We start from the raw sequence: 26,710 nt of genomic DNA, 5'->3' as shown, positions 1-26,710 counted from the left end.
TATCTTATCTAACTCCTAGTGAAATATATTTTTTATCTTTGATAAAAGACCTTTTTTCTTCTTCGGTCGTTCTTTTGTTTTCTCTGCCGCCCGAATCATCTCGTCCATGAAAACTGCCTGTGAATCAATATATGGTTCTGTCAGTTCTCTCTTTCTGTAAGTGCCATCTTTCTGTAAAATACGCGCTTTGATATTATCACTTAACATCACTTTTAAATCATGATTAATAATTTTCTTAATCTCTTCATCCAGCACCGGACACGCAACTTCTACACGTTTTTCTGTGTTTCTCGTCATCATATCTGCCGAACCGATATAGATCTTCTGTTCTTTTCCGGTTCCAAAGCTGAAAATGCGCGGATGTTCCAGAAAGCGTCCGACAACGCTCATCACGCGCACATTTTCTGTATATCCCGGTACACCCGGAAGAATACAGCAGATACCGCGCACGAGGAGATCTACTTTTACACCGGCACAGGAAGCCTTAGATACTTTCTTAATAAAATCAACATCTGTGACGGAATTCATCTTCATCACGATGCGTCCTTTTACGCCTTTTTTAATCTCCTCATCCATCATTATAAGAATTTTCTGCTTCAGGCTGGTCGGTGAGACGATCAGATACGTATAATGACCATCCAGATTGCCCGTCGCCATATTATTGAAAAATGCAGACGCATCTTTTCCAATAGCCGGATCTGCTGTTATCAGAGACAGATCGGTGTACATTGTTGCTGTCTTCTCGTTATAATTACCGGTTCCTACCTGGGTAATATACTGGATATCTCCACGGTTCCGGTAAGTGATCAGGCAGATTTTGGAATGGACTTTGTAATTTTCAAATCCATAGATTACACGGCATCCGGCTTCTTCGAGACGCTCAGACCAGTCAATATTATTCTGCTCGTCAAATCTTGCCCTCAGCTCAATGAGAACGGTAACTTCTTTGCCATTCTCTGCTGCAGCACACAAATATTCTACCAGTCTCGCCTTACTTGCCAGACGATAGATCGTAATCTTGATCGTCAGCACATTCGGATCTGTCGATGCTTCTTTGATGAGATTCAGGAAAGGCTGCATACTTTCATATGGATAGAATAATAACAGGTCTTTCTTCCGGATCTGACGCATGATACTGCCATCTTCTACTGCCGCAGACGGCTGTGGTAAAAACGGCGGATAGATCAACGCTTTCTTCAATGGCTCCGGTAATTTTCCGCTAATTGCAAAAATATATGCCAGCTTCATCGGCATCTTTGTCCGGAAAATCTGATCCGGAGTGATCTGGAATTTCTCGCAGAAAAATGCCTGCATATCTTCGCTTAATTTCTCAGCTACTTCCAGGCGTACCACTGCCATTTTTCTTCTCTTATGCAGGGTGCTCTTCATAAGTTTGCGGAAATCGTCCGTTACTTCCAGTGCCTCATCATCCGGCGCAACGTCTGCATTTCTTGTCACGCAGATGTAGTTTGCATCGGAAATGTCATACCGGGTAAAGACAAGATCCAGATATTCCATAATCACTTTTTCCATGCGGATATAACGGATATCCTTGCCTGGTAAATATAAAATATCGGAAATAAACTGCGGAATCGGAACGATACCCATATGCACTTTATTCTTTTTGTCTTTCTGTGTAAGACTTGCCGTTACATAGATTTCTTTATTCAGAAGATGTGGGAACGGATGATTCGCATCCACAATCTGCGGAGACAATACCGGAAGAACCTGTTCTTTGAAATATTTCTTCACATATTTTCTTTCCTGCTGGTCTAACTCTTTAAAATCCAGCCCGCACACACCGTAAGGACTCAACTGACTCTTGATGTCAGCATAGGTCTTATCACGCTCTTTGTAAAGCGGTGCCACCGCAGCGTAAATCTTCTCAAGCTGTTCCATCGGTGTCATGCCAGACCGGCTGTCCGTTGCCTGCGCATCTGTATGTGCCATATCAAACAGACTTCCGACTCGGATCATGAAAAATTCATCCAGATTGCTTGTGAAAATCGCTACGAATTTCATTCGCTCCAGAAGCGGAACGGTAATATCTCTTGCTTCTTCCAGTACCCGTTTATTAAATTCCAGCCAGGAAAGCTCCCGGTTCTGTGTATAATTCAAAATTTCTTTTTTCATGTCCTCTCATCCCTTCCTGTCTGTGCGTGATTATTTCTGTATTCTGCATGCTCCCACAAGATTACATCCTACTTTCGTATGTTTTCTATCATACCACATTCTGCCCGGACGGACAAGAAAGGAAGGCGTAAGCCCGATTGTGTCCCGGCTCGCCTTCCTTTTATGCATCTCTGGTATATCTTATGATACCAACGGATTACTATGTGCTAACGCACTCCCGTAATCCTACCCACTATTCGCATATCGCGGGATTAAAATCCCACTTTTATGCTCATATTGGGGCGAGCCCCAAAGTCTTACAGCCACTTATGAGCAAGCTCCTGTGGCTTCAGACTTTTTGGCTCTGGTATCATTATTTCGCCTGAATGTATCCCTTGGCTGTAAGTGCTTCTGCGCAGAGCACAGCTCCACCTGCTGCTCCTCTGACTGTGTTGTGAGACAGACCAACAAACTTATAATCGAACATGCTGTCTTCTCTGAGACGCCCGATGGATACGCCCATTCCATTCTCGTAATCTACGTCCATTTTTACCTGCGGACGGTTGTCCTCTTCCAGATACTGGATGAACTGCTTCGGAGCACTCGGAAGTTCTGCTTCCTGTGGGAATCCTTTGAAGTTTACAAGCTTCTCGATAAGCTGTTCCTTTGTAGGCTTCTTCTCAAAATTGATAAACACTGCTGCTGTATGTCCGTTAAGAACCGGTACACGTAAGCACTGGCATGTAATCTTCGGTGACTCGGCAAGTGTGATCTGTCCATTCTCATATGTTCCGAGAACACGAAGTGGCTCCTGCTCACTCTTCTCTTCTTCTCCGCCGATATAAGGGATAATGTTCTCCACCATCTCCGGCCAGTCTTTGAATGTCTTACCTGCTCCGGAAATTGCCTGGTATGTTGTTGCAACAACTTCCTTTGGTCCGAATTCTTTCCATGCTGCAAGGCAAGGTGTATAACTCTGGATAGAGCAGTTTGGTTTTACTGCGATGAATCCTCTTGTTGTCCCAAGACGTTTCTTCTGGTCGTTGATCAGTTCAAAATGAGCTGCATTGATCTCTGGTACTACCATCGGTACGTCCTTTGTCCAGCGGTGTGCACTGTTGTTGGAAACAACCGGTGTCTCTGTCTTCGCATATGCTTCCTCGATCGCACGGATCTCGTCTTTTGTCATATCTACAGCACTAAATACAAAATCTACATCAGCAGCTACTTTCTCCACTTCGTTAACATTGGCAACAACCAGTTTCTTTACTGCTTCCGGCATCGGTGTGTCCATCTTCCAACGTCCGCCAACTGCCTCTTCGTATGTCTTTCCTGCAGATCTCGGGCTTGCTGCTACTTTTACTACTTCAAACCAAGGGTGATTTTCCAGCAGAGAAATAAAGCGCTGTCCTACCATACCTGTTGCTCCTAAGATTCCTACTTTTAACTTCTGTTCCATCTTTTCTCTCCTTCTTTAATTCTCTCTATTCACTTACACCATCTTCATATGCTGACAGATAATCCTGACAGATCTTTATTACCTGTGCCATTGCATCGTGTCCCGGCGCACCGATCGTCAGACGCTTATTTACACAAGTCTTTAAGCTGATAGCTTCATAAATATCTTCTTCAAATACCGGGCAGATCTCCTTGTACTCATCTAACGGAAGAGCATCCAGTGCGATCTTCTTCTCGATACACAGAAGTACCAGTCTTCCGACAATACCGTGTGCATCTCTGAACGGAACTCCGTGATTTACCAGATAATCTGCCGCATCCGTCGCATTGGTAAACCCATGTCTTGCACTCTCTGCCATGCGCTCTTTATTGAACTGCATGGTCTTTAACATTCCTGTAAATAAAGCAAGACAGCCCTTTGTTGTATCGATCGCATCAAATACCCATTCCTTGTCTTCCTGCATGTCCTTATTATATGCAAGCGGGATTCCCTTCATCGTTGTAAGGAACGAATTAAGTGCTCCATACACTCTTCCGGTCTTACCTCTTACAAGTTCTGCAATATCCGGATTCTTTTTCTGTGGCATAATACTGCTTCCGGTGCTGTATGCATCATCAATCTCCACAAACTTATATTCATTGGTATTCCAGATGATCACTTCCTCTGAAAATCTGGATAAATGCATCATGATCGTAGACAATGCAGATAACAGTTCGATCAGATAATCTCTGTCGGAAACACCGTCCATACTATTAAGTGTCGGTCCGTCAAAGCCAAGCAGTTCTGCTGTATACTCACGATCCAGCGGGTATGTAGTACCTGCAAGTGCTCCTGAACCAAGCGGGCAGGTATTCATTCTCTTCGCAATATCGATAAGTCGCTCATGATCTCTCTTAAACATCTCAAAATATGCGCCCATATGATGTGCCAGTGTGATCGGCTGTGCTTTCTGTAAATGCGTAAAGCCCGGCATATAAGTGTCAAGGTGTGCTTCCATGATCTCAAGAAGTACTTCCATCATCTCTTTCACCAGATGATTAAGCTCTTTGATCTCATCTCTCGTGTAAAGTTTCATATCTAATGCGACCTGATCATTACGGCTGCGTCCGGTATGCATCTTCTTTCCTGCATCACCGATCCGGTCGATCAGTACCGCCTCTACGAAGCTGTGAATATCTTCATACTCAGAGGTGATCTCAAGCCTTCCTTCTTCTACATCTTTTAAAATTCCATTCAGTCCATCAAGGATCTGGTCTCTCTCTTCTTCGGTCAGGATTCCCTGTTTTGCCAGCATTCTGACATGTGCCATGCTGCCCTTCATATCCTGCGCATAGAATCTCTTATCAAAAGAAATCGATGCGTTAAAGTTATATACAAGCTGGTCTGTTTCTTTGGTGAAACGCCCGCCCCATAATTGTGCCATCAGCTCTACTTCCTTTCACAAAAATATTGTAAATAATTTTATCACATTTTGTCACGGTTTTCCATGGAAAATTCACATCCACAATAATCTTGTCGATATAGTCCATATATTTTCGATAATTCGATGGAACGTTTGTATCCATTTTTCTTCTTAAAATCAGATAACAGATATTCCACCTCGTATTCTTCACCCAACCGCTGTCCAATCTCATTTAAACGCTCCGCTTTCTTAAGCGGGCTGATACTGAGTGTCGTTGTAAAATAATCAAACCCGGCATTTTTAGCGATCTTTGCCGCTTCCCTTAAGCGCAGCTCATAGCACTTCATGCAACGTGCGCCTCCTTCTTTTACATGCTCCAGACCACTTGCCATCTCATAAAAGCGTTCCTTATCATACGGACCTGCCATAAAGGATATCGGATGCTTCGCAGGCAGCTCATCAATAAGCTTCTGCTGCTCCCAGATTCTTTTTGTATATTCGCTCTCCGGATAAATATTCGGATTATAATAAAAAACCGTGATCTCAAAATACTGGCTCAGATATTCCAGCACATAGCTGCTGCATGGTGCACAACAGCTGTGCAGAAGAAGTTTTGGAACTCTCTCCTCCTTCGTCAGTTTTTCAAGTGTCTTGTCCAGTTCTTTCTGATAATTCATAAGTTACCTTCTCTCTGTTGTTTTAACATACTACAAAATTATAGCTTTTCTGAAATCCTATGACAAGTAAATACTTGCACTTATTTCTTATATTTACATAAACTAATATTAAATTCCTGTGCGGAGTCTGTAAAATATGGAACAAGTGCTTGAACTTCGACACATTTATTATTCCTATCACACGCCGGAAGGAGAGACACCGGCGCTTGCCGATATTTCTTTTTCTCTTTCCAAAGGAGAATTTATCGCCATCGTCGGACCGTCTGGCTGCGGCAAATCTACCCTGTTATCCGTGATCTGCGGTCTTCTGTCTCCGGAAAAGGGGCTGATCCGTATCAATGGCAAATACATGCGGGAAAGTACGACAAATATCGGATATATGTTACAGCATGATGAGCTGTTCGAGTGGCGGACAATTTTCAATAATGTCATCCTCGGACTGGAAGTACAGCATATGCTGACTGCAAAGACAAAAGAGAAAGCCGGAGAACTTCTGGATCTTTACGGTCTTGGAAATTTCAAAAATTCCCGACCTTCTGAGCTGTCCGGCGGCATGCGGCAACGTGCCGCTCTTATCCGCACACTCGTACTGGATCCGGATCTTCTGCTTCTGGATGAACCATTCTCCGCGCTGGATTACCAGACCAGACTCCAGGTCGGGGATGATATCGGACAGATCATACGGAAAGAAGGCAATTCTGCCATTCTGGTCACCCATGATCTCTCAGAAGCAATTTCCCTTGCTGACCGGGTGATTGTCTTATCCGGAAGACCGGCAACGATACAGCAGACGATTCCACTTATCTTTGACCTAGATCGGGATACACCGCTTGCAAGACGCAATGCTCCCGAATTTAAAACATATTTTAATCTGATCTGGGAGGAGCTGAATGCAAATGTATGAAATATCCAGAACACACGCGGACTATCTTAGGACAATACGAAGGCATAAACACATTGTACACATTTCCCGGATACTGATTCTTCTAAGTTTCCTCTTTATCTGGGAATTTACTGCAAATGTCGGTATCATCGATTCTTTTATTTTCAGCAGTCCGTCAAAGATTGTACAGTGCTTTGCCGGCATGGCTGCTGACTGGAGCATTTTCCTGCACATCGGTGTCACGATTTACGAAACACTCTTAAGCTTCCTACTCGTCATTGCCATCAGTATCCTGATGGCAGTTCTTCTCTGGTTCAGCCCGAAGCTTTCAGAAATTGCAGATCCTTATTTGGTCGTGCTGAACAGCCTTCCAAAATCTGCTCTTGCACCGCTTCTGATTGTCTGGCTCGGTGCAAATAAAACGACGATCATTGTTGCAGGAATGTCTGTTGCCATCTTCGGGAGTATTTTAAACCTTTATACAAGTTTCCACACCGTAGATGCCGGGAAACTGATGCTGATCTACACACTTGGCGGCAGCCGTTTTCATGCGCTGTATAAAGTCGTTCTCCCCTGCTCACTGCCTGCCATCATCAGTAATATGAAAGTCAACATCGGGCTCTGTCTGGTCGGCGTTATCATCGGCGAATTTCTTGCCGCCAAAGAAGGGCTTGGTTACCTGATTATCTACGCAAGTCAGGTATTTAAAATGGATTGGCTTCTAATGTCTATTCTTTTGCTCTGCATCCTTGCCACTATCCTCTATTCGCTCATCAATCTTCTGGAGAGGCGGTGCAGGCGCCGTTATTAGAACAACCAAAAAGGACCATTCACTGCTACGTGACGGTCCTGTCTACATATCTTATTCTACAAACACGCAAATTCATCCTGAATCGCATATTCTGGTTTTTGAAATATATTCTCTGTAAGTCTTCTGAAAATAAATAATAAAAAAAGCTGGAAATCGGACTTGAACCGACGACCCCTTCATTACGAGTGAAGTGCTCTACCGACTGAGCTATTCCAGCATGGACTGCATCAACTCGCAGTCACAAATTATATTATACCTGATTTTTTTACTTTTGCAAGAACTTTTTTACGAAACCGATTTTAAACTGATTTTCAAATCGGCTTTTTCATTTTCAAACCAGTCTAATTTTTAAATCTGTTCCAGACTTCGTCCTTATGCGTTTTTGTTCATATGAACGGTCAGCTGGCGATACGGAATCTCAATCTGGTTCTCATCCATCTTCTCTTTAATGTTCTCCAGTATACGCCATTTTGCCTGCCAGAAGTCCGCACTCTTCGTCCAGGCACGGGCACCCAGAACAACAGAACTTTCACCCAGTTCATCTACAAATACGACAATCTCATCTTCTCGGAGCACTGCCGGATCATTATTTAACACATCCATGATCATTGCTTTCGCCTTTTTAAGATCCGCATCATAGGAAATATCTACCCTGAGATCCAGACGTCTCTCGTCCTTCGCTGTCGCATTGGTCAGACTGTTATTCGTCAGTATCCCGTTCGGTATGACAATTGTCTTGTTATCAATCGTTGTCAGTTTCGTGTAAAAGATCTGTATCTCTTTTACAGTTCCTTCATTTTTGTTCGTATCTTCAATAATGTAATCCCCGACTTCAAATGGCTTCAGGAGAAGGATCAATACACCACCCGCAAAGTTGGAAAGACTTCCTTGCATGGCAAGGCCGATTGCCACACCACCGGATGCGATCAATGCCGCTACAGAAGAAGCATCGATTCCAAATTTCGTTCCGATCATAAATAACAGAAGAAAATATAATGAAAACTTTAAAAGTGAATCAACGAATTGTTCTACACCTTTGTCAGCACCTGAGCGCTGCATGGATTTGCGTACGAGTTTGCGAATCCAGCGGATTACAATTCTTCCAATAAAGAAAAACACAAGTGCAAATACTACTTTTATTCCAAAAGAGATCAAATCGGGAATATGATTTTGCAGATATGTCGTAAACTGACTGACTTCTTTAACCGTATCCTGTGTTGTCTTTGTTGCGGCTTCTACCGTTTTTGTTGTGTCATCCATAGATTTTATTATCCTCCTGCATATTTTTATATATGCTTTTTCTTACATATGCTTTCTCTTACACTTCTTGTAATGCCAGGAACGCACTTAAATTGCCTCTCGCATTGCCTGTTGTTCTATGTGAAAACAGCAGATCCGGGTTACAGTGTGTGCAGAGATTTGTCACCGCTATATGTTCTTTTAAAATACCGGCTTCTTCAAAGACTGCCTCATTGGCACGCCACAGATTTAACTGGTATTTTCCATTTTCTTTTTTATAAAATAATTCTTCCCAGAGTGACGCATCAAAAGCTTCTTTAAATTTTTCAATTACATCTTCGCTCACTTCATAGCAGTCCTGACAGATCGAAGGTCCGATCGCAGCGAGAATATCTTTCGGGTCACTGCCGAATTCTTTCACAAGCTTCTCTACTGTTACTTTTCCCATCTTGCCGACTGTACCACGCCATCCGGAATGGCTGAGTCCAATCGCTTTCTTCACCGGATCTACAAAGAAAAGCGGTACACAGTCTGCGTAAAATGTTACAAGGCAGATCCCCGGCACATTTGTAACCAGTCCGTCTGTCTCCATAAAATGTCTGCCTTTATCCTCCGGCATGACACGTGCAACATTCGTCGTATGTGTCTGGTGTGTGTAGGTAAAGTCTTCCTTATGTACACCGATTGCACCTGCGATACGTTCCTTATTGATTTCCACATCCTTCGGATCATCGCCTCTTGTGATACTGATATTCATAGATGTCCAGCATCCTTTGCTGACACCACCCAGTCTTGTAGAAAATCCATGATTTACAATCCCAGTATTTTCGAACAGCGGGTACGAAAGAAACGGCACATCATTTACTATCTTTTCATTAAAAATATGTTCGTCATTTTTATATTTGAATCCCAGCATATCGCTCCTCCTAATACGCCTCAAATGCATTTTTTACAAGACAGATCTCGTCATTCATAATTCCAATCACATCAAACCGACATGGTACTTCAGATAATCCGTGGTTTATAAGATAAATTCCTGCACATCGTGCGATCGTCCTCTGCTTCTTCACATCAACAGCCTCCAGCGGATGTCCGCCGGACGAACCATTCCGGTACTTTACTTCACAGAAGACAAGATATTCACCGTCTCTTGCGATAATATCAATCTCGCCTGCACGGCATCTGTAATTGTATTCCAGTATCTCATATCCGTGCTTCTTAAGATATGCACCGGCTTCTTTCTCAAATTTGCTTCCGATTGCTCTGTTATTCTCTCTCATAAACAGATCTTGTCCTCATCTTTGTCCTATACAAAATGTGTAATAAATGTTTTCCTGTGTATCGGTGTCGCTCCAAGTTCTTTTAAGCCTGCAATATGCGCTTTTGTTCCATAGCCTTTATTTTTTGCAAAATCATACCCCGGCAGAACCTGGTCGTACTCAATCATCAGATGATCCCTTGTGACTTTCGCTACGATACTTGCCGCTGCAATGGAAATACTCTTCGCATCTCCCTTGATGATCGGCACCTGTGGAATATCCACTTCCGGAATCGTCACCGCATCATTGAGCAACAGATCCGGCTTTTTTCCGAGTTTTCCTGTCAGATCCTCAATTGCCATCCGCATTGCTTCATAAGTTGCCTGCAAAATATTGATCTCATCGATCCTTGCCGGACCAACCGCGCCGATCCCGACCGCAACAGCTTTTTCCATAATTTCATCATAGAGTAATTCTCTTTTTTTCTCAGATAATTTCTTAGAATCATTGAGATATAATATCGTAACGTCTTTTGGCAACACAACTGCACACGCCACTACCGGACCCGCAAGCGGTCCACGTCCGACTTCATCAATCCCGCAGATATGCGTATACTGCGCATATTCTTTCTCGTACGCGGACATAACTTCCAGTCTCTCAAGCTCTTTTCTAAGCTTCTCTTCTTTCTTGCGCAGTCTCTCTTCTTCTCTTTTATTCATGTTTGATCACTCCGAACTTATTCAGCGGATAAATTCTGATAAATGCTCTTCCAAGCAGATCACTCCGCTTCAATACTCCAACATACGGATCACGGCTGTCCTGGCTGTGATTACGGTTATCTCCCAGCACAAAATACTCATCGGAGCCAAGCTTAATTGGTTCTTCGGCAATTCCCGGTTCATCCATCACTTCTCTTCCGTAAATGTCACTGGTTAATTTCTTTCCATTAATATAAGTATAGCCATCCTTTACCTGGACAATCTCACCCGGCAGTCCGATAATTCGTTTAATATAGAATGTATTTTCTTCATATTTGTATGGAAATACGATAATATCATAGCGCGACGGGTCATGGAAACGATAAGATATCTTATCTACGATCAAATTGTCTCTATCCTGCAGTGTCGTCTCCATTGACTGTCCGCTGACTCTTGTTCTCTGTCCTACAAATGTTACGATCATCCAAGTCAGTCCGATGATCACTAATATGTATAAAATATATCCAAGAATCGTTCTTAACATGCTCTTTGAACGCTCCTTTTCTTTTCCTTTTGCCATTCTTAAAACCCCTTTCCGGATGCTCTCTTTCTAAAAAACTTTCATCCGTTATCTATCCGCGAAACCTTCTGTCGGCAGTTTTCAGCAGATATGCTACTTGTGCCGGAGCAGTCCGAATTTGTTAAACGGATAGATCCGAAGCCACGCTCTTCCCATCAGATCATTTTTCTTCAGTACGCTGACATCCGGATCACGGCTGTCCGTACTGTCATTGCGGTTATCTCCCAGCACGAAATACTCGTCTTTTCCAAGTTTTACCGGTTCTTCGGCAATTCCCGGTTCATCCATCACTTCTTTGCCGTATATATCACTGGTCAGTTTCTTTCCATTAATATATGTGTAACCATCCTTTACCTGCACTGTCTCGCCCGGCAGTCCGATGATACGTTTGATATAAAATGTATTTTCTTCAAACTTGATCGGAAATACAATAATATCATACCTCTCCGGATCATGGAAACGGTACGATAACTTATCTACGATCAGGTTATCTCCATTATGAAGTGTATTCTGCATGGAAGGTCCGCTGACTTTTGTACGCTGTCCTATAAATGTTACGATAAGATATGCAAGCCCGATGATCACTAACAGATATAAAAGCCATCCAATTAATGAACGCCCTGTGCTTTTCTTCTCTTCTTTATTATCTAACATACGCCCTCCGGATATTCCAGTGTCAGTCTGCCAAGACGTCCGTTACGGAAATCATCTAACAACAGCATGGCTGCCTTCTCTGTATTTAATTCATTTCCTCTGACAACACAGTTACGGTTCTTCGCAATCTGATGCAGTACTACATAAGGATCTTCATCCGGTTCTACGGCATATTTTTCCGGTAAAACATCCGGATAATATGTTCCGAGGAATTTAATAAGCTCTGCCGCCAGTTCTTCTGTATTTAAGATTTCATCCTTCATAGAACCGATAAATGCAAGCCGGAGTCCGACTGCCTGGTCTTCGAATTTTGGCCAGAGGATTCCCGGAGTATCCAGAAGCTCCACCTGCTTGTTCAGGCGGATCCACTGCTTGCCTTTTGTGACACCCGGTTTATTTCCTGTCTTTGCACAGGCTTTTCCTGCCAGTGCATTGATAAATGTAGATTTACCGACATTCGGGATGCCGACAACCATCGCACGTACCGGACGGTTTAAGATTCCTCGCTTTCTGTCGCGTTCGATCTTTTCTTTGCAGGCTTCACGGATCACACCCTGGATGGACTTGATCCCGCCGCCTTTTTTGGAATTGACCTTCACAACAGAGTATCCTTTGGCTTTAAAATATTCTGCCCACGCATCATTCCATTTATCTTCTGCAAGATCAGCTTTATTCAGTAAAACCAGTCTTGCTTTGTTCTTTCCTAGTTCATCGATATCCGGATTCCGGCTGGAAATCGGGATTCTGGCATCTACCAGCTCAATCACAAGGTCAATTAATTTAATATTTTCCTGCATCATACGCTTTGCTTTCGTCATATGACCAGGGTACCACTGAAAATGCATATATCTTTACCTCACAAATCCAAAATGTTTTCTCGGTAACGCAACAAACCACGCTTTTCCGTAAATATAACTGCGCTTCACATTACCGATATCTGCATCACGGCTGTCATCGCTGTTCTCTCTGTCATCTCCGAGGACAAAATATTCATCGGAAGCAAGTTTCATCTGCTCACCTACGATACCGACATCACTGATCTTCGATGTCTTGTAATCTTCTTCCAGTTTCTTTCCATCTATATAAACATTATTCTCGATAATCTGGATCGTCTCACCCGGCAATCCGACAATACGCTTCGTATAATAATGATCGTTCTCATTTCCTTTTGGTTTAAAGACAATAATATCTCCCCGCTTCGGTGTCGTAGCATTATACACAATCCGATTTACCAGTACAACATCTCCGTTCTTCAGAACCGGATTCATGGAATCGCCAACTACACTGACACGCTGTCCAAAATACCATACCGATACAAATGCCAGCAAGCAGACTACTGCAATCTGAAAGATCCATTTGAAAACGCCTGCAACGATGTAACGGTCCGGTTTGAAAGAAAACTTCTTCTGTCCGAATTGTTTTCTCCTGTACCTTCTGCTCCGATATTTTTTGCTTTTAAAATCTTTTCTCCGCAAATGTCTTCCTTTAAAAAGCGCCCTTCTCTTTCTTTTCATAAGATCCCCTTATATCAGAAAAGGACAACTACAAATATGTACTTGTCCTCTTTAAACCTGTTTCTTATTTTACTAATTCTTTAACTTTCGCTCTCTTACCAACGCGGTCTCTTAAGTAGTTCAGTTTAGCTCTTCTTACTTTACCTCTTCTTACTACTTCAACCTTCTCTACGTTTGGAGAATGAAGCGGCCAAGTCTTCTCAACACCTACTCCATTAGAAGTCTTTCTAACTGTGAATGTTGCTCTTGTACTTCCGCCCTGTTTCTTAAGAACTGTACCTTCGAAAACCTGAATTCTTTCACGGTTTCCCTCTTTGATTTTACCGTAAACTTTTACAGTATCACCAACGTGGAACTCCGGTGCATTCTCTTTTAACTGCTCTGCTTCAATATTCTTAATAATATCGTTCATTGTGTGACCTCCTTGTTTACTTGGATGTTCTTAATACGCTTCGTACCAGAGGACCATCTATTTTCTTCACAACATATGATATGTTATCATAATCCTAACCAAAAAGCAAGAACTTTATTCGCTTTTTGTCATTTCTTTCTGTATCTGCGCTGCAAGGATTCTCTCCTTGTCTGTAAGTTCTGCTTTTTCCAGCAGATCCGGACGGTTCTTCGCTGTACGGATGACAGACTGCTCTCTGCGCCATTTTTCAATATTGGCATGGTGACCGGACATCAGAACTTCCGGAACTTTCTTATCATGCCATGTCTCCGGTCTTGAATACTGCGGATATTCCAGAAGATTATCCTGAAAACTTTCAAACTCTGCGGAAACATCATTGTGGAGCACTCCCGGAACAAGTCTGGAAATCGCATCTACCATGATCATTGCCGGAAGTTCTCCTCCGGTCAGCACATAATCTCCAATCGATACATAATCCGTAACAATCTCTTCCAGCACGCGCTCGTCAATGCCTTCATAATGACCGCACAAGAATACGAGTTCTTCTTCTTCCGCAAATTCTTCTGCCATCTTCTGGTTAAATGTCTGTCCCTGCGGCGACAGATAGACTACACGCGGACGTTTTCCGATCCTGTCTTCCAGTGCTTTGTAACACTGGTATACCGGCTCTGCCTGCATGAGCATTCCTGCACCGCCGCCATATGGATAATCATCCACGCTGTTATGTTTGTTAAATGCATAATCCCGGATATTAATTGCTTCGATGGAAAGCAGTTCATTCTTTATCGCACGTCCGATAATACTTGTCTTAAGACCGCCCATCACCATCTCCGGAAATAATGTCATAATATAAAACTGCATTTGTTATGATTCCTTCCTGTAAGCGATCAGATCAGTCCATCCATCAGATGGATCATCATCTGCCCTTTTTCTATATCTACACTGCGGATACATTCTTTGATCGCAGGAACAAGCACTTCGCCGTGCTCCGCACTTTCAATCACATAAACATCGTTGGCACCTGTCTCGATCACATCTTTTAATGTACCGAATATATTGCCATCTTCTGTGCATACTTCCATGCCAATCATATCCGCAATAAAATATTCGTCTTCTTCCAGCGGTACTGCATGTTCTCTTGTTACATAAAGCGAACATCTTTTATACTTTTCAATATCATTTATATTATCAATGCCTTTAAATTTTAAGATCACAAACTGTTTAAAAAATTTTACACTCTGAATTTCTAACGACATTGTCTCTTTTCCTATATCAAGAATGACCTGTTTTAACTTTTTGAAGCGGTTCACATCATCCGTAGTCGGAAAAACTTTGACTTCTCCCCGCACGCCGTGTGTCTGTGTGATCACGCCTACTTGAAGCATATCTTCCATTTACAAATCTCCTTCTGACTGCTTTAAAAAAGGACAGGTACTACTACAGACCTGTCCTGTAAGCATCCGTTGGTAATTAATCTAAAATATCAACGATTACTTTCTTATCTTCCTTTGCAGCTGCTGCTTTTACCACAGAACGAATTGCTTTTGCAATACGTCCCTGTTTTCCAATTACTTTTCCCATGTCGGAATCTGCAACTTTCACTTCCAGAACGGTAGCTTTCTTCTCTTCACGTTCTGTTACAACAACACTGTCAGGATCATCTACTAAAGCTTTTGCGATAACTTCTACCAGCTCTTTCATAGCTGTGCACCTCCAGGGTATTAATTATTTCTCGATGCCTGCTGCTTTGAAAATCTTGCTTACTGTTTCTGTCGGCTGTGCACCTGTTCCTAACCATTTCTTAGCTGCTTCTTCGTCAACTGAGATTGCGCTTGGCTCACAGTTCGGATCATATGTTCCGATCTCGTCGATGAATTTACCATCTCTCGGTGATCTAGAATCTGCTACTACGATTCTATAAAAAGGAGCTTTCTTCTGTCCCATTCTTCTTAATCTGATTTTTACTGCCATTTTGTTTACCTCCAAATAAAATTTTATAAATATTTTTTGATTTCTATATATAATGCGTAATCACGCCTTATATCAATGTTAGAACGGCATGCGGAACTTGCCGCGTTTTCCGCCTTTTCCCATCATCTTCATCATCTTCTTCATCTCACCGAACTGCTTGACCATACGGTTCACTTCACTGATGTCCACACCTGCGCCTCTTGCGATACGATGCTTTCTTGAAGGATTCAGAACATCCGGATTTCTTCTCTCTTCCACAGTCATGGAATAAATGATTGCTTCCATGCGCGCCATGTTCTTCTCAGCCTGCGCTGTCTGCTCGTCATCAAGACCTTTCATCTTGCCCATTCCCATACCACCAAGTCCCGGCAGCATGCTCATGATGCTGGAAAGTCCACCCATATTTTTCATCTGCTTCATGCTTTCCAGATAATCCTCGAAGTCAAACTGTGCCTTCTTAAGCTTCTTGGACATCTCTTTGGCTTTCTCTTCATCGATCTGTGACTCTGCCTTCTCGATCAGTGTCAACACATCACCCATGCCAAGGATTCTGGATGCCATACGATCCGGGTAAAACTGCTCCAAATCTGAAAGTTTCTCTCCCATACCTGCATACAAAATTGGCTTTCCGGTAACTGCCTTAACAGAAAGTGCAGCACCACCTCTTGTGTCACCATCTAATTTGGTAACGATCACACCGTCAATGCCGATCTTATCATTGAAATCCTTCGCCACATTCACGGCGTCCTGACCGGTCATCGCATCAATTACAAGAATCGTCTGATGTACTTCTACGGTTTCTTTGATCTCCTGAAGTTCTGCCATCATATCTTCATCAATATGAAGACGTCCTGCAGTATCGAGGATCACCGGCGTGTTGCCATTCTTCTTCGCATGCTCGATCGCAGCTTTTGCGATATCTGCCGGCTTGTGGTTTTCTCCCATTGCGAAGACTTCCACTCCCTGTTTCTCACCGTTGACCTGTAACTGCTTGATTGCAGCAGGACGGTACACATCACACGCTACCAGTAATGGCTTCTTGCCTTTTAATTTATATTTGCCCGCCAGTTTCGCGGTCGTTGTTGTCTTACCTGCTCCCTGAAGTCCTGCCATCATAATGACAGTGATTGCACTTCCCGGCTGTAACTTGATCTCCGTTGTCTCAGAGCCCATCAGCTTAACCAGCTCTTCATTAACGATCTTGATCACCATCTGTCCCGGATTCAATCCATTCATGACATCCTGCCCAATGGCTCTCTCCTGGACATTCTTGATAAACTCCTTTACAACCTTGAAGTTTACATCCGCAGCTAACAATGCACGTTTGATCTCTTTTAATGCTTCTTTTACATCTGCCTCTGTAAGTCTACCCTTGCTTCGCAGATTCTTAAACACATTCTGAAGTTTTTCTGTCAGACTGTCAAATGCCATATATCTATAACTCCTCTATAATCTCATCCGATATCTTACGGATCTCTTTAACGATCTCTTCTGCACGCTCTTTCTCATAGCCATCCAGCAATTCCTTGATCGTTCCTGTTTTCTCTTTTATTGCCATGAACTTCTCTACCAGATGAAGTTTCTCTTCATATCCGCTCAATGTCTGATTACACCGTCGGATCAGATCATGTACTCCCTGCCGGCTGATGCCTGCCTCTCTTGCAATCTCACCAAGAGACAGATCCTCCTGAATGAACTGTCCGTAAATCTCTTTCTGATGATCTGTCAGCAATTCTCCATAGAAGTCAAACAATAAAGCCTGTTCAAGAATTTCATTCATGTTTATCACCTGTGTTATCATACACGATAGCTGCGCAGGTGTCAAGTATTTTTTCTTGACACCCTGGTTTTCTTCCTTTTTTCTTATTTTTCCTACTTCTTTCGTGTCTCATTTTTATGCAAGCAGCTGTTCCACACGCAGTGATCTGCCGCACCGCTTCAGCAAATATCTCTTCAGCTCCTCACCTTCCAGTTCCGGATATTTGCTTTTTGCAAGTGCAAGCGCACCTGTTACGACAGGTGTCGCCATTGACGCACCGCTCTTTCTTATATAAGGAAAAAACTCTTTTCTTTGAAAACAGCTTTCCCCGTTTACCGCTTCATATCCGCAGGATACAATTCCCTCTCCCGGTGCAAAAATATCCGGTTTCCACACACAGATTCTTTCCCGTCCTGTTCCGCTGCAGTATCTGCCCATGCCACTGCGCCTGTAAGCTCCGACAGTGAGTACTTTTTCATTTGTACCCGGAACACTTACTTTCCGGCTTTGCAGTCCATAATTTCCGGCAGACACAACGACCGTGATTCCACAGTTACACAGTTCCTCCACAGCTTCTGTAATGCGGTTCTCCTTGACCGGATCAAGTCCCACGCCGGCGCCAAGTGACAGATTCACAAGTGCAATTTTATTTTTCTTATTCACTTTTCTTACATGTTCCATTCCCCGTAAAATATGCATGGCATTTCCTTCCCCTTTTTCATCCAGTATTTTCACGATCAGAAGTTCCACTCCCGGTGCCATCCCTGCATACCTTCCACCGGACATTTTCCCGTCTCCGGCAAGAATTCCTGCCACATGTGTTCCGTGCCCGCTGTCATCATAAAGTCCGCATCGTCCATGCTGCATATCTGCAAATCCAATGACTCTTCCTTTAAAATCCGGATGTGGATATGCACCTGTATCCAGGATAGCAGCTCTCACACCTCTTCCTGTAATCCTTCCATTTATTGTATCCGGACATACATATCCGATCTGGCGCTTTACGTTGTCCATATGATTATCACCTTTTTTATCAGCATATTCACCGGCATGCTTTCCGGCAGATATTATCCGCTAAAATTTTCCAGAATTTCAAATTGATTTCCTATAAAAACTGTCGTAATATAAATATGTTCTATTTACATAGACATATAAGGGGAGAATCTATGAAATCAAAAAATTATTATGACATTCTGGGTGTTTCTGTGAAAGCGTCTGCGGAAGAAATCACATCGGCGAAGAACGAACTGGCAAAAAGATACCATCCCGATGCAAATATGAAGAACGGCGTTGATACAACCAGCCGGATGCAGGAAATTCTCGAAGCATATAAAGTACTTTCAGATCCGGCACGCCGCAAGGCATACGACCGCTCCTTAACCGGGCGGAAAGCCGTTATGCGTACTTTTGATCTGTTCGATATAGAAGAAGAATCGAACGGCGACACCGGATTTGTCGTTTACTGGAAAGCAGCAAATACATTATATGATATCGTTCTGGAGAGTGAACCGTTATTTCACAAACGGGAGGCTAAAGGCAGACTGACTGCACTTGCCATCCGAGCCCTGCGCCCGATCATCACACTGCGGGAAGCGCAGATCCCGGAGCGCTACTGGCATCCGGATATTATGAACTGGCTACTTTTTACGTCTTACCAGAATCCAAACTATACTGTTACTTATCTGCTTGCGCTCTATGACACCCATATCAGATCAAGCCGCAGCATGGTTGAAAAGCTAAAAGCCCAGAACGCTGCTGCCAGATATGAACATACTGTCAGGAAATTATTAAAATATTAGCCGGTGCTTTACTCACACATCCTCCGAATTCGCATATGTTATTACTGTAAATATTTCATCGGAGGATTTTAATATGAGTGATTTAAGTGCTACAAACTGTGGCTGCGGATGTGACGCTGACAGATTCGGAGGCGGATGCGGCAACAATAACAACTGCGGATGTGGTTTCGGCAATAACAGCTGCCTGTGGATCATCCTTCTCTTATGCTGCTGTGGCGGATGCGGCAACAACAACGGATGTGGCTGTGGCAATGACAGCTGCCTGTGGATCATCCTTCTCTTATGCTGCTGCGGTGGTTTCGGCAACTGCGGATGTGGAAACGGATGCTGCTAATTCATCCTTCACACTGTTTCCGATATGATTCGGGATGGAGTTTATACTCCATCTCCTTTTTTATGTATATTTCCACGTTATTCCTCATATATATTTACAACGTAAAAGGAAGGAACTGCCATGGAAAAGAAAACACCCAGATCATTGCTGCCGTTCGATGAACTGACCATGCCCGGGGACTTATATCTTCTGAAACTTCTTTTGCCGTTCATCCCCGCACATATGCAGAAATTACTTGCCATTTTTATTAAATATCTGGAACTTTCCTATACCTTGCGTACGTTTCAGGGATTTGCCCGGAAAGAATTTTCCCTGCAGTCTGTCTCCGAACTTCTTCCATACATGGATCCGGACAGCTCAGACAAATTCCGCCAGTTGGAAATGATGATGCAGATGTTTTCCATGTCAGAAAATGACACAGACTTTAATCCTTCTGATATTTTAAATGGAATGTTTACAGATACACAGCAGGAAGAATTTGCTGCATACAGTCAGATGTTTGATGATGCGTTAAACAAAGATTTTGAAAAATGAAAGGAGTGTTTATCTATGGCAAATGAATGGATGAATCACCCGGATCTTAAAAATCTCGATCCGATCAAATTACAGCTGATCCGCACTGCTGCCGCCAATACAGGGAATAAAACCGGAAAGGATCTTGCTCCGGTTATGATGGCTCTTATATCCAGTGCCGGAAAGAAAGGGATCCGCTTCACTCCGGATGAATTTTCCCTGATCCTTGAGATCTTGAAAGACGGGAAATCGGATCAGGAGAAACAGAATATTGATCAGATGGTACAGATGGTAAAAGGTTATATGAAGTAATAGCATTCTAAAACCCTTCTTCCTTGCGGAGCATACGGATCTCCCGGCGCTTCTTTGCCTTTTCCCATTCCGCTCTCTCTTCTTCTGTCTCAAGAACGAGTCCCGGAACGTGCGCCGGTCTGTCATTCTCATCAAGACCAACCATTGTAAAATATGCACGATTGATGAGTGTACGTTCACTGTCCATATGCTCTACATAGGTGTCTACTTTTACTTCCATGGAAGTAGTTCCGACATACGTTACGCTTCCTATAATAATCACAACATCCTTTTGATACGCACCGTGGAGGAACTTCAGATTGTCTACAGATGCTGTGATCACATTCATTCTTGCATGTCTCTTTGCCGCGACTACAGCCACTTCATCGATCCACTGCATCAGGATTCCACCAAACAGACGATCTGCACCGTTTAGATGGTTTGGACGCACAATATGGATTGTCTCAACGACTGATTCAGATACTTTTCTTTCTTCTGCCTTCATAAAATAATCTTCTCTTTCTTATTTTCGTGTCTTTTATTATACCACAAGATTTGTTATACTAACACTACAAGCATACAAAAGGAGCATTTAAACATGAGAAATATAAAACTTACGATAGAATACGATGGCAGCCGTTATCAGGGTTGGACAAGACTTGGCAAAAATGAATCGAGCAATACAATTTTCAATAAGATTCAGGAAGTTCTGCGGAAGATGACCGGTGAATTTGTTGTGGATCTCTACTGTGGATGCCGTACAGAAGTTGGTGTGCACGCCTATGCACAGATTGTCAACTTCAAGACTGAGAGCACGATGGATGTACAGGATATCAAACATTATCTGAACCGCTATCTTCCAATGGATATCGCGATTACAGATGTAGAGGAAGTCGATGACCGTTTCCATGCACAGTTGAATGCCAGATACAAGACTTATGTATACCGCATGACGATTTCCGATGTGCCGAGTGTATTCGACCGCAAGACAACTTACCACTGCTATAAGATTCCGGACAAGAAACGCATGCAGCAGGCTGCCCTGCACTTGATCGGCAAACATGATTTCAAGAATTTTTCAACCGTTAAGAAGACCAAATCTACTGTCCGTGAAGTTACAAACATTGAGATTTATGACGATATCGAAGAAATGCAGATCACACTCCGCGCCGATGATTTTCTTCATAACATGGCGCGTATCATTATCGGTACACTTCTGGATATCGGTTTTGGCACACGAAGTCTTGATGATATCGATGCAATCTTTGACGGCACTGCCGATGCAAGTGCCCCGTGCGATCCGAAAGGATTATATCTGCAGGATATTGAATATGCTGCACCGGTCGGCAATGCACCAACGATGGGCGAGATATAGTTCTGGAGACTTAAACACCAAAAGAGTATTGCAATTAGAATATCTCTTCTATTTTGCAGTACTCTTCTCTTATCTTAATATTATCTTATATCTTTCTTATCTTATGTTATTACTTTATAGTGTATCTCTTACATAGTTACTTTCACGTTACATTTTTCTCTTCTGCAAGATTATTTTCACATTACATTTTATAGAAACCCTTTTTTATCCTGCAGCCCCATCTGTTCATCCAGTGCTTCATCTACAGCAGCGTCAATCTTATCCAACGTATCCTGACGTATCAGTTCCCGCATCCGTTCCAGATAAGGATGTACTTTTGCCTGCTCCTGCCCATAAGTCAGCTGCAGATCATACTCCAGTGGCAGCCACGTATCAATCGACGCTTCATTGTGCTGGATTATAGCTTCCATCTTATCTAAAGCATGCACAATCTTCGCTTCCATCGTCTCACTTGCTTCCAGTTCTTCAAGAAGCATAAGAAATTCTTTTCGTTTTTTATCCGGCAGCACTTCTGCAATCTGATAAATCGCATCCTTCTCTGTCATCCGGTCTTCTTCTTTCTTCTCAAATGCCGGAACATCTCCTGTCACTGCTTCTCCCATATCATGCAACAGACACATTTTCATAACGCGGTCACTGTCACACTCTGGAAATGCATCCTCCACAAGCCACGCAAACATTATCAGTCGAAACGTATGCTCAGCCACACTCTCCGGACGTCCGCTGCTCGTACAAGAATGGCGGAGATTACATTTTAATTTCTCCGCAATCGTCATAAATTCTAACAGACTTCTCTGATCCATTTTATTCCTCCAGATATTTCATCATTGCATCGTACTGTTTTTCCATCAGCTTATAGCCATGATTATAGAAATTCATCAATGTATCATAGTCTTTCTCCAGACGGGAAACTGTCGGGATCAGTGGGCGAAGCACGAAAATCTTTCCTTCTTCTTCCAGTTTCTCTACATGCTCCATTGTCTGATTATATACATGATTTCTGCGGATCGCTGCTCGCACCAGATTTGGATATTTCTTATATGCTTTCCGGTAAATTCCTGCCATTCCTTTGGAAATTGGTTTCTTTCGGTAGCCTGGATTCCTTGTCAGTATCAGAACAATCTTCTTATTGCCAAGCTCCATCGCACGGCGTAGCGGAATGGAATCCGCAATTCCACCGTCCAGATACGGAACTTCGTCAATATTTACAATCGGAGATACAAGCGGCATACTGCTGGATGCACGGCAAATCTTCATCAGTCTGTCAAAATCATGATCTTCCGTCATGTATTCTGCTTTTCCTGTCTCACAGTTTACTGTCACAATTTCGCATGTCATATCTGATGCGAAATATGTCTCATAATCAAACGGGAAGATTTCCTTCGGATATTTGTCAAATACCATGTCCATATCCAGAATACTCTTCTCTTTGATAAACTCACGAAAGCCATAATAATAGCTATACTCTTTATCTTTATGAATCATGCAGTCTCTTGTGCGTCCCGGCTGTTTCGACACATAGTCCACCGCATTGCAGGAGCCTGCCGATACACCGATCACATGAGAAAAATACTGATCTTTCTCCATAAGATAATCCAGTGCTCCTGATGTAAATACACCTCTCGTAGCTCCGCCTTCTAATACAAGTGTTCCATTTATCATAAATTCCACGCTCCTTTTCTTTATATAGCTCGATTCTGTCACCTTCTATGCTCTATAGTATTTCTGATTACAGCCTGTCTTAATAGCAGACTTCTCTTGCCCTGTATATTCTATAACATTTCCAGTTGCGGTCTGTCTTAATATCATTACTTCTGTAAATCTGTATATTCTATAGCACTTCCAGTTGCAGTCTGTTTTAATATCATCCCTTCTGTAAACCAGTATATCTATAGCATTTCCAGTTACTATCCTGTCTCAATATCATCAACCTGTATGTTCTATGATATTTCGGTTACTGCTTATCATAACATGATTTTTCAGGAAACGTAACCCCTATGCGACAACAAACCCGAAAAACAACCTCTGCGTCCAGCTTAAATTTCCTTGCCATTTTCCACCAACTCTGATAAGATAGGCTTTGTATGCAATGAAATTAATAATAAGAAGATAATCAAAATAACAAGGAGAATGTAAAATATGATCAGCACAAGCAATATTACACTGCGTGTGGGTAAAAAAGCATTATTTGAAGATGTAAATATCAAATTTACAGAAGGCAACTGTTATGGTCTGATTGGTGCAAATGGAGCCGGTAAATCTACTTTTCTTAAGATTTTATCCGGACAGCTTGAACCAAGCAAGGGAGAAGTCATCATCACTCCGGGTGAGCGTCTTTCTTTCCTGCAGCAGGATCATTTCAAATACGATGAATTTCCGGTACTGGATACGGTCATGATGGGAAATGCTCGATTGTACGAAATCATGAAAGAAAAGGAAGCCATCTACGCGAAAGAAGATTTCACTGATGAAGATGGTATCAAGGCAAGTGAATTAGAAGCTGAATTTGCTTCCATGAACGGATGGGAAGCTGAGTCTGACGCTTCTACTTTATTAAATGGTCTTGGAATCGGGACAGAACTTCACTATGAGACAATGAAAAATCTTGCAGGTCCTGAGAAAGTCAAAGTGCTTCTCGCACAGGCATTATTCGGCAACCCGGATATCCTGCTCCTCGACGAGCCGACCAACCACCTAGACCTGGATGCGATCGCATGGCTGGAAGAATTCCTGATCGGATTCGACAATACAGTCATCGTTGTATCCCATGACCGTTATTTCCTGAATAAAGTCTGCACACAGATCGCAGATATCGACTATGGAAAAATCAAACTGTATGCCGGTAACTATGATTTCTGGTATGAATCCAGCCAGCTTCTGATCCGTCAGATGAAAGAAGCCAACAAGAAGAAGGAAGAGAAAATCAAAGAATTGCAGGAATTTATTTCCCGATTCAGCGCTAACGCTTCCAAATCCAAGCAGGCGACATCCAGAAAACGTGCACTGGAGAAAATCCAGCTTGACGATATCCAGCCGTCCAGCAGAAAATATCCTTACATTGATTTCCGTCCAAACCGCGAGATTGGTAATGAAGTTCTGTCTGTAGAAGGCTTAAGCAAGACCATCGACGGTGAAAAAGTTCTGGATAACATTTCCTTTACACTGAACCGTGATGACAAAGTTGCTTTCGTTGGCGGTAATGAGCTTGCCAAAACCACTTTGTTCGAAATTCTCGCCGGTAACATGGAACCGGATGAGGGAACTTATAAATGGGGAATCACTACCACACAGGCATATTTCCCATTAGACAGCGGAGAAGAATTTGACAACGATTATACGATCGTTGAATGGCTGACTCAGTATTCTGAAGAGAAAGATGCTACTTATGTACGTGGTTTTCTCGGACGCATGTTGTTCGCCGGTGATGACGGTGTGAAACGTGTAAAAGTATTATCCGGTGGAGAGAAGGTGCGCTGTCTGCTTTCCAAGATGATGATTTCCGGTGCAAATGTGCTGATGTTTGACGAGCCGACTAACCACTTGGATATGGAATCGATCACTGCACTGAATACAGGTATGACCAAGTTTTCTGGCGTTATCCTGTTCTCTTGCCGTGACCACCAGATTGTCCAGACAACTGCCAACCGTATCATGGAGATTGTTCCGGGCGGAAAGCTCATCGACAAGATTACTACTTACGATGAGTACCTTGAAAATGACGAGATGGCAAGAAAGAGACAGACTTACACTGTTCAGGAAGAAGACAACTAAACAGCTCCGTGAGGATCGCATTTTTGCGATCCTCTTTTGTTATGTCTTGTTAGCGTTTTCTTTTAACTTGTTAGAGATCCTTTTTAGTTTATATCAGCTTGTTTGAGATACGTCAAACATACCCCTTACAGTTCTATTGTTTATATAGGGATATCACATCTCATTAGCTTGTTGGGGATACGGCAACCCGCCAGTCTGTATCTAATTTACAATTATCTATCTGAAAATCTAAAATAGCAATCTGCTTCTAATTCTGTAGGAAACATCTGCGTACCTATTTGTTTTAATTTTTCTTTTATCTGTTTCTCACATTTTCCCGGCTTATGTATAGCATAATAAAAATAAAGTACTTCCTCTTTCTCAGGCATCTTCCTGTACAATTCCTCAATCATACATTCGTTGTTCTTCTGTAATTCTTCAACCACAGCATCTTTTCCCCAAAAATAAAAGTCTGTTGTATTGCAGATCCAGCCAATCAGCAGCTGTATTTTAGTTGCCATAGCATCCGTAGGAATCTGCCAGTGGCAGGTTCTATAGGCATTATTTTTAAAATTTGCTTCCGCATATTGAAGTATCTGGAAGAAATTATCTGCACCTTTATATGTTGTATGATAATCACTGAAAATCCAAACATAACTCTGGATTCCGTTCTTTTCTCTAATGTCCCATCACGAATCTTTTTTAATTTGCTCTAAATTCCAATCACGAACCCTGAATCCGTTCCATTCTTTACTTTCTTCTTATAGGTGTCGCCCCATTTCGGTTCTCTGTATTTTACATTATAATTTGCTTTCCAGACACCATTCTCATTTACAATATCAGCATTCCAGGTAATCGCTGCACACTGCATTTCATCTGCTATATAATAACTCATCTCATATACTTGTTCCGGAACACCTTTCCCAAGAGCATCTTTGGGAATACTGACAAAATATTGATATTCCGTTGCATCTTTGTCCCAGTTAAGCAACTTAATTTTATCCGGACTTTTCTTCATCCATGTAGATTTAACCGGTTTTCCCGAATCTCTGACAACTTCTACCTTTACAACATTTACATCCTTAATCTCTTTTCCATTATATGTAATATGAATCTTACATGTCGTAAAATGATTCCATCCAATTCCTGCATACATTACAATTGCCAGACATACGACAACTACTACACACTGTGAAATTTTACTTTTCTTCATCTTTT

At 42.5% G+C, this 26,710-nt stretch carries 34 protein-coding genes and 1 tRNA gene; 9 read left to right on the top strand and 26 right to left on the bottom strand.

Annotation, left to right across the window (positions count from 1 at the left end; all coding sequences use genetic code 11):
* Positions 1 to 15 precede the first annotated feature (15 nt).
* The gene (gene ppk1, locus H8S07_RS05850; protein ID WP_186855638.1) at positions 16 to 2,133 is read right to left on the bottom strand and encodes a polyphosphate kinase 1; all 2,118 of its coding nucleotides are present in this window, start codon (positions 2,131 to 2,133) and stop codon (positions 16 to 18) included.
* Between the two features lie 182 nt (positions 2,134 to 2,315).
* Here ppk1 and H8S07_RS15020 point away from each other — a divergent pair, with 182 nt between their 5' ends.
* Complete coding sequence (locus tag H8S07_RS15020) at positions 2,316 to 2,498, top strand: hypothetical protein (RefSeq protein ID WP_117537410.1); 183 nt, start codon at positions 2,316 to 2,318, stop codon at positions 2,496 to 2,498.
* Here the strand turns inward: H8S07_RS15020 and asd are convergent.
* The 3 genes from asd to H8S07_RS05835 are packed head-to-tail and all read right to left on the bottom strand — an operon-like array spanning position 2,486 to position 5,650.
* Positions 2,486 to 3,571, bottom strand: coding sequence for an aspartate-semialdehyde dehydrogenase (gene asd, locus H8S07_RS05845; protein WP_021861157.1), 1,086 nt, complete (start codon positions 3,569 to 3,571; stop codon positions 2,486 to 2,488). The two genes, H8S07_RS15020 and asd, sit on opposite strands and share 13 nt — an antisense overlap.
* Before the next feature lie 25 nt (positions 3,572 to 3,596).
* Complete coding sequence (gene argH, locus H8S07_RS05840; RefSeq protein ID WP_186855637.1) at positions 3,597 to 4,994, bottom strand: argininosuccinate lyase; 1,398 nt, start codon at positions 4,992 to 4,994, stop codon at positions 3,597 to 3,599.
* A gap of 41 nt (positions 4,995 to 5,035) precedes the next feature.
* Positions 5,036 to 5,650, bottom strand: a complete 615-nt coding sequence (locus tag H8S07_RS05835) for an epoxyqueuosine reductase QueH (RefSeq protein ID WP_117537256.1) — start codon at positions 5,648 to 5,650, stop codon at positions 5,036 to 5,038.
* 136 nt (positions 5,651 to 5,786) lie between these two features.
* Between H8S07_RS05835 and H8S07_RS05830 the strand changes: the two genes are divergently transcribed.
* Positions 5,787 to 6,554: an ABC transporter ATP-binding protein gene (locus H8S07_RS05830; protein ID WP_021861160.1), complete on the top strand. Its 768-nt coding sequence runs from the start codon at positions 5,787 to 5,789 to the stop codon at positions 6,552 to 6,554.
* Complete coding sequence (locus H8S07_RS05825; RefSeq protein ID WP_408640166.1) at positions 6,547 to 7,344, top strand: ABC transporter permease; 798 nt, start codon at positions 6,547 to 6,549, stop codon at positions 7,342 to 7,344. The genes H8S07_RS05830 and H8S07_RS05825 overlap by 8 nt, the downstream gene beginning before the upstream one ends.
* A gap of 144 nt (positions 7,345 to 7,488) precedes the next feature.
* Here the strand turns inward: H8S07_RS05825 and H8S07_RS05820 are convergent.
* From H8S07_RS05820 to H8S07_RS05740, 17 genes are all read right to left on the bottom strand, one after another.
* A tRNA-Thr gene (locus H8S07_RS05820) sits at positions 7,489 to 7,561 on the bottom strand.
* A gap of 155 nt (positions 7,562 to 7,716) precedes the next feature.
* On the bottom strand, positions 7,717 to 8,604 hold the full coding sequence (locus tag H8S07_RS05815; RefSeq protein ID WP_186855636.1) for a mechanosensitive ion channel family protein: 888 nt from the start codon (positions 8,602 to 8,604) through the stop codon (positions 7,717 to 7,719).
* Between the two features lie 58 nt (positions 8,605 to 8,662).
* Complete coding sequence (pgeF, locus tag H8S07_RS05810; RefSeq protein ID WP_186855635.1) at positions 8,663 to 9,499, bottom strand: peptidoglycan editing factor PgeF; 837 nt, start codon at positions 9,497 to 9,499, stop codon at positions 8,663 to 8,665.
* Between the two features lie 10 nt (positions 9,500 to 9,509).
* Entirely contained in the window at positions 9,510 to 9,863 is a 354-nt protein-coding gene (locus tag H8S07_RS05805) for a YraN family protein (RefSeq protein ID WP_021861164.1), read from the bottom strand.
* Between the two features lie 26 nt (positions 9,864 to 9,889).
* Positions 9,890 to 10,561, bottom strand: coding sequence for a ribonuclease HII (locus H8S07_RS05800; RefSeq protein WP_118288513.1), 672 nt, complete (start codon positions 10,559 to 10,561; stop codon positions 9,890 to 9,892).
* Positions 10,554 to 11,120, bottom strand: a complete 567-nt coding sequence (lepB, locus tag H8S07_RS05795) for a signal peptidase I (RefSeq protein WP_118660408.1) — start codon at positions 11,118 to 11,120, stop codon at positions 10,554 to 10,556. The genes H8S07_RS05800 and lepB (H8S07_RS05795) overlap by 8 nt, the downstream gene beginning before the upstream one ends.
* Before the next feature lie 93 nt (positions 11,121 to 11,213).
* A complete protein-coding gene (lepB, locus tag H8S07_RS05790; protein ID WP_186855634.1) occupies positions 11,214 to 11,774 on the bottom strand; it encodes a signal peptidase I in 561 nt (186 codons plus the stop codon).
* Positions 11,768 to 12,619 carry a ribosome biogenesis GTPase YlqF gene (gene ylqF, locus H8S07_RS05785; RefSeq protein ID WP_021859799.1) on the bottom strand — a complete coding sequence of 284 codons (852 nt, stop codon included), beginning with the start codon at positions 12,617 to 12,619 and terminating at the stop codon, positions 11,768 to 11,770. The genes lepB (H8S07_RS05790) and ylqF overlap by 7 nt, the downstream gene beginning before the upstream one ends.
* Positions 12,620 to 12,625: 6 nt before the next feature.
* Complete coding sequence (lepB, locus tag H8S07_RS05780) at positions 12,626 to 13,288, bottom strand: signal peptidase I (protein WP_118288515.1); 663 nt, start codon at positions 13,286 to 13,288, stop codon at positions 12,626 to 12,628.
* Positions 13,289 to 13,352: 64 nt separating this feature from the next.
* Complete coding sequence (rplS, locus tag H8S07_RS05775) at positions 13,353 to 13,700, bottom strand: 50S ribosomal protein L19 (protein ID WP_021859801.1); 348 nt, start codon at positions 13,698 to 13,700, stop codon at positions 13,353 to 13,355.
* Positions 13,701 to 13,814: 114 nt separating this feature from the next.
* The gene (gene trmD / locus H8S07_RS05770; protein ID WP_118288516.1) at positions 13,815 to 14,561 is read right to left on the bottom strand and encodes a tRNA (guanosine(37)-N1)-methyltransferase TrmD; all 747 of its coding nucleotides are present in this window, start codon (positions 14,559 to 14,561) and stop codon (positions 13,815 to 13,817) included.
* A gap of 26 nt (positions 14,562 to 14,587) precedes the next feature.
* Positions 14,588 to 15,094 carry a ribosome maturation factor RimM gene (gene rimM / locus H8S07_RS05765; RefSeq protein WP_186855633.1) on the bottom strand — a complete coding sequence of 169 codons (507 nt, stop codon included), beginning with the start codon at positions 15,092 to 15,094 and terminating at the stop codon, positions 14,588 to 14,590.
* A gap of 76 nt (positions 15,095 to 15,170) precedes the next feature.
* Positions 15,171 to 15,401, bottom strand: coding sequence for a KH domain-containing protein (locus tag H8S07_RS05760; RefSeq protein ID WP_186855632.1), 231 nt, complete (start codon positions 15,399 to 15,401; stop codon positions 15,171 to 15,173).
* Positions 15,402 to 15,425: 24 nt separating this feature from the next.
* On the bottom strand, positions 15,426 to 15,671 hold the full coding sequence (gene rpsP, locus H8S07_RS05755) for a 30S ribosomal protein S16 (RefSeq protein ID WP_021859805.1): 246 nt from the start codon (positions 15,669 to 15,671) through the stop codon (positions 15,426 to 15,428).
* Positions 15,672 to 15,749: 78 nt separating this feature from the next.
* Positions 15,750 to 17,102 (bottom strand): signal recognition particle protein, encoded by a 1,353-nt coding sequence (ffh, locus tag H8S07_RS05750; protein WP_186855631.1) that lies wholly within the window; start codon positions 17,100 to 17,102, stop codon positions 15,750 to 15,752.
* Positions 17,103 to 17,106: 4 nt separating this feature from the next.
* The gene (gene ylxM / locus H8S07_RS05745; RefSeq protein ID WP_021859807.1) at positions 17,107 to 17,451 is read right to left on the bottom strand and encodes a YlxM family DNA-binding protein; all 345 of its coding nucleotides are present in this window, start codon (positions 17,449 to 17,451) and stop codon (positions 17,107 to 17,109) included.
* Between the two features lie 114 nt (positions 17,452 to 17,565).
* The gene (locus H8S07_RS05740; RefSeq protein ID WP_186855630.1) at positions 17,566 to 18,444 is read right to left on the bottom strand and encodes a S8 family peptidase; all 879 of its coding nucleotides are present in this window, start codon (positions 18,442 to 18,444) and stop codon (positions 17,566 to 17,568) included.
* A 152-nt stretch (positions 18,445 to 18,596) separates the two neighbouring features.
* Here H8S07_RS05740 and H8S07_RS05735 point away from each other — a divergent pair, with 152 nt between their 5' ends.
* The 4 genes from H8S07_RS05735 (at position 18,597) to H8S07_RS05720 (ending at position 20,388) form a co-directional block, all read left to right on the top strand.
* Positions 18,597 to 19,229, top strand: coding sequence for a J domain-containing protein (locus H8S07_RS05735; protein WP_021859809.1), 633 nt, complete (start codon positions 18,597 to 18,599; stop codon positions 19,227 to 19,229).
* Between the two features lie 73 nt (positions 19,230 to 19,302).
* Positions 19,303 to 19,563 carry a chorion class high-cysteine HCB protein 13 gene (locus H8S07_RS05730; protein ID WP_117537271.1) on the top strand — a complete coding sequence of 87 codons (261 nt, stop codon included), beginning with the start codon at positions 19,303 to 19,305 and terminating at the stop codon, positions 19,561 to 19,563.
* Between the two features lie 120 nt (positions 19,564 to 19,683).
* Complete coding sequence (locus H8S07_RS05725) at positions 19,684 to 20,097, top strand: hypothetical protein (protein ID WP_186855629.1); 414 nt, start codon at positions 19,684 to 19,686, stop codon at positions 20,095 to 20,097.
* 15 nt (positions 20,098 to 20,112) lie between these two features.
* Positions 20,113 to 20,388, top strand: a complete 276-nt coding sequence (locus H8S07_RS05720; protein WP_118288518.1) for a hypothetical protein — start codon at positions 20,113 to 20,115, stop codon at positions 20,386 to 20,388.
* Positions 20,389 to 20,395: 7 nt separating this feature from the next.
* On the opposite strand, the gene H8S07_RS05715 is transcribed toward H8S07_RS05720, so the two are convergent.
* Positions 20,396 to 20,872 carry an acyl-CoA thioesterase gene (locus tag H8S07_RS05715; RefSeq protein WP_021859933.1) on the bottom strand — a complete coding sequence of 159 codons (477 nt, stop codon included), beginning with the start codon at positions 20,870 to 20,872 and terminating at the stop codon, positions 20,396 to 20,398.
* A 93-nt stretch (positions 20,873 to 20,965) separates the two neighbouring features.
* On the opposite strand from H8S07_RS05715, the gene truA reads away from it, so the two are divergent.
* Entirely contained in the window at positions 20,966 to 21,742 is a 777-nt protein-coding gene (gene truA, locus H8S07_RS05710) for a tRNA pseudouridine(38-40) synthase TruA (RefSeq protein WP_118660416.1), read from the top strand.
* A 188-nt stretch (positions 21,743 to 21,930) separates the two neighbouring features.
* Here the strand turns inward: truA and H8S07_RS05705 are convergent, their stop codons facing one another.
* Together H8S07_RS05705 and H8S07_RS05700 are read right to left on the bottom strand one after the other, a co-directional pair.
* Positions 21,931 to 22,545: an HD domain-containing protein gene (locus tag H8S07_RS05705; RefSeq protein ID WP_186855628.1), complete on the bottom strand. Its 615-nt coding sequence runs from the start codon at positions 22,543 to 22,545 to the stop codon at positions 21,931 to 21,933.
* Position 22,546: 1 nt separating this feature from the next.
* Positions 22,547 to 23,404 (bottom strand): patatin-like phospholipase family protein, encoded by an 858-nt coding sequence (locus tag H8S07_RS05700; protein WP_021859936.1) that lies wholly within the window; start codon positions 23,402 to 23,404, stop codon positions 22,547 to 22,549.
* A 477-nt stretch (positions 23,405 to 23,881) separates the two neighbouring features.
* Here H8S07_RS05700 and H8S07_RS05695 point away from each other — a divergent pair, with 477 nt between their 5' ends.
* Positions 23,882 to 25,513, top strand: coding sequence for an ABC-F family ATP-binding cassette domain-containing protein (locus H8S07_RS05695; RefSeq protein WP_021859937.1), 1,632 nt, complete (start codon positions 23,882 to 23,884; stop codon positions 25,511 to 25,513).
* Between the two features lie 212 nt (positions 25,514 to 25,725).
* Here the strand turns inward: H8S07_RS05695 and H8S07_RS05690 are convergent, their stop codons facing one another.
* Positions 25,726 to 25,938 carry a hypothetical protein gene (locus H8S07_RS05690; RefSeq protein WP_186855627.1) on the bottom strand — a complete coding sequence of 71 codons (213 nt, stop codon included), beginning with the start codon at positions 25,936 to 25,938 and terminating at the stop codon, positions 25,726 to 25,728.
* 266 nt (positions 25,939 to 26,204) lie between these two features.
* Positions 26,205 to 26,705: a hypothetical protein gene (locus tag H8S07_RS05685; protein ID WP_186855626.1), complete on the bottom strand. Its 501-nt coding sequence runs from the start codon at positions 26,703 to 26,705 to the stop codon at positions 26,205 to 26,207.
* Between the last annotated feature and the right edge of the window lie 5 nt (positions 26,706 to 26,710).

The sequence above is a fragment of the Dorea hominis genome, assembly GCF_014287705.1.
Lineage (GTDB): Bacteria > Bacillota > Clostridia > Lachnospirales > Lachnospiraceae > Dorea_D > Dorea_D hominis.
The sequence above is the reverse complement of the archived record's forward strand: the minus strand, read 5'-3'. Positions and strand labels throughout refer to the sequence as shown.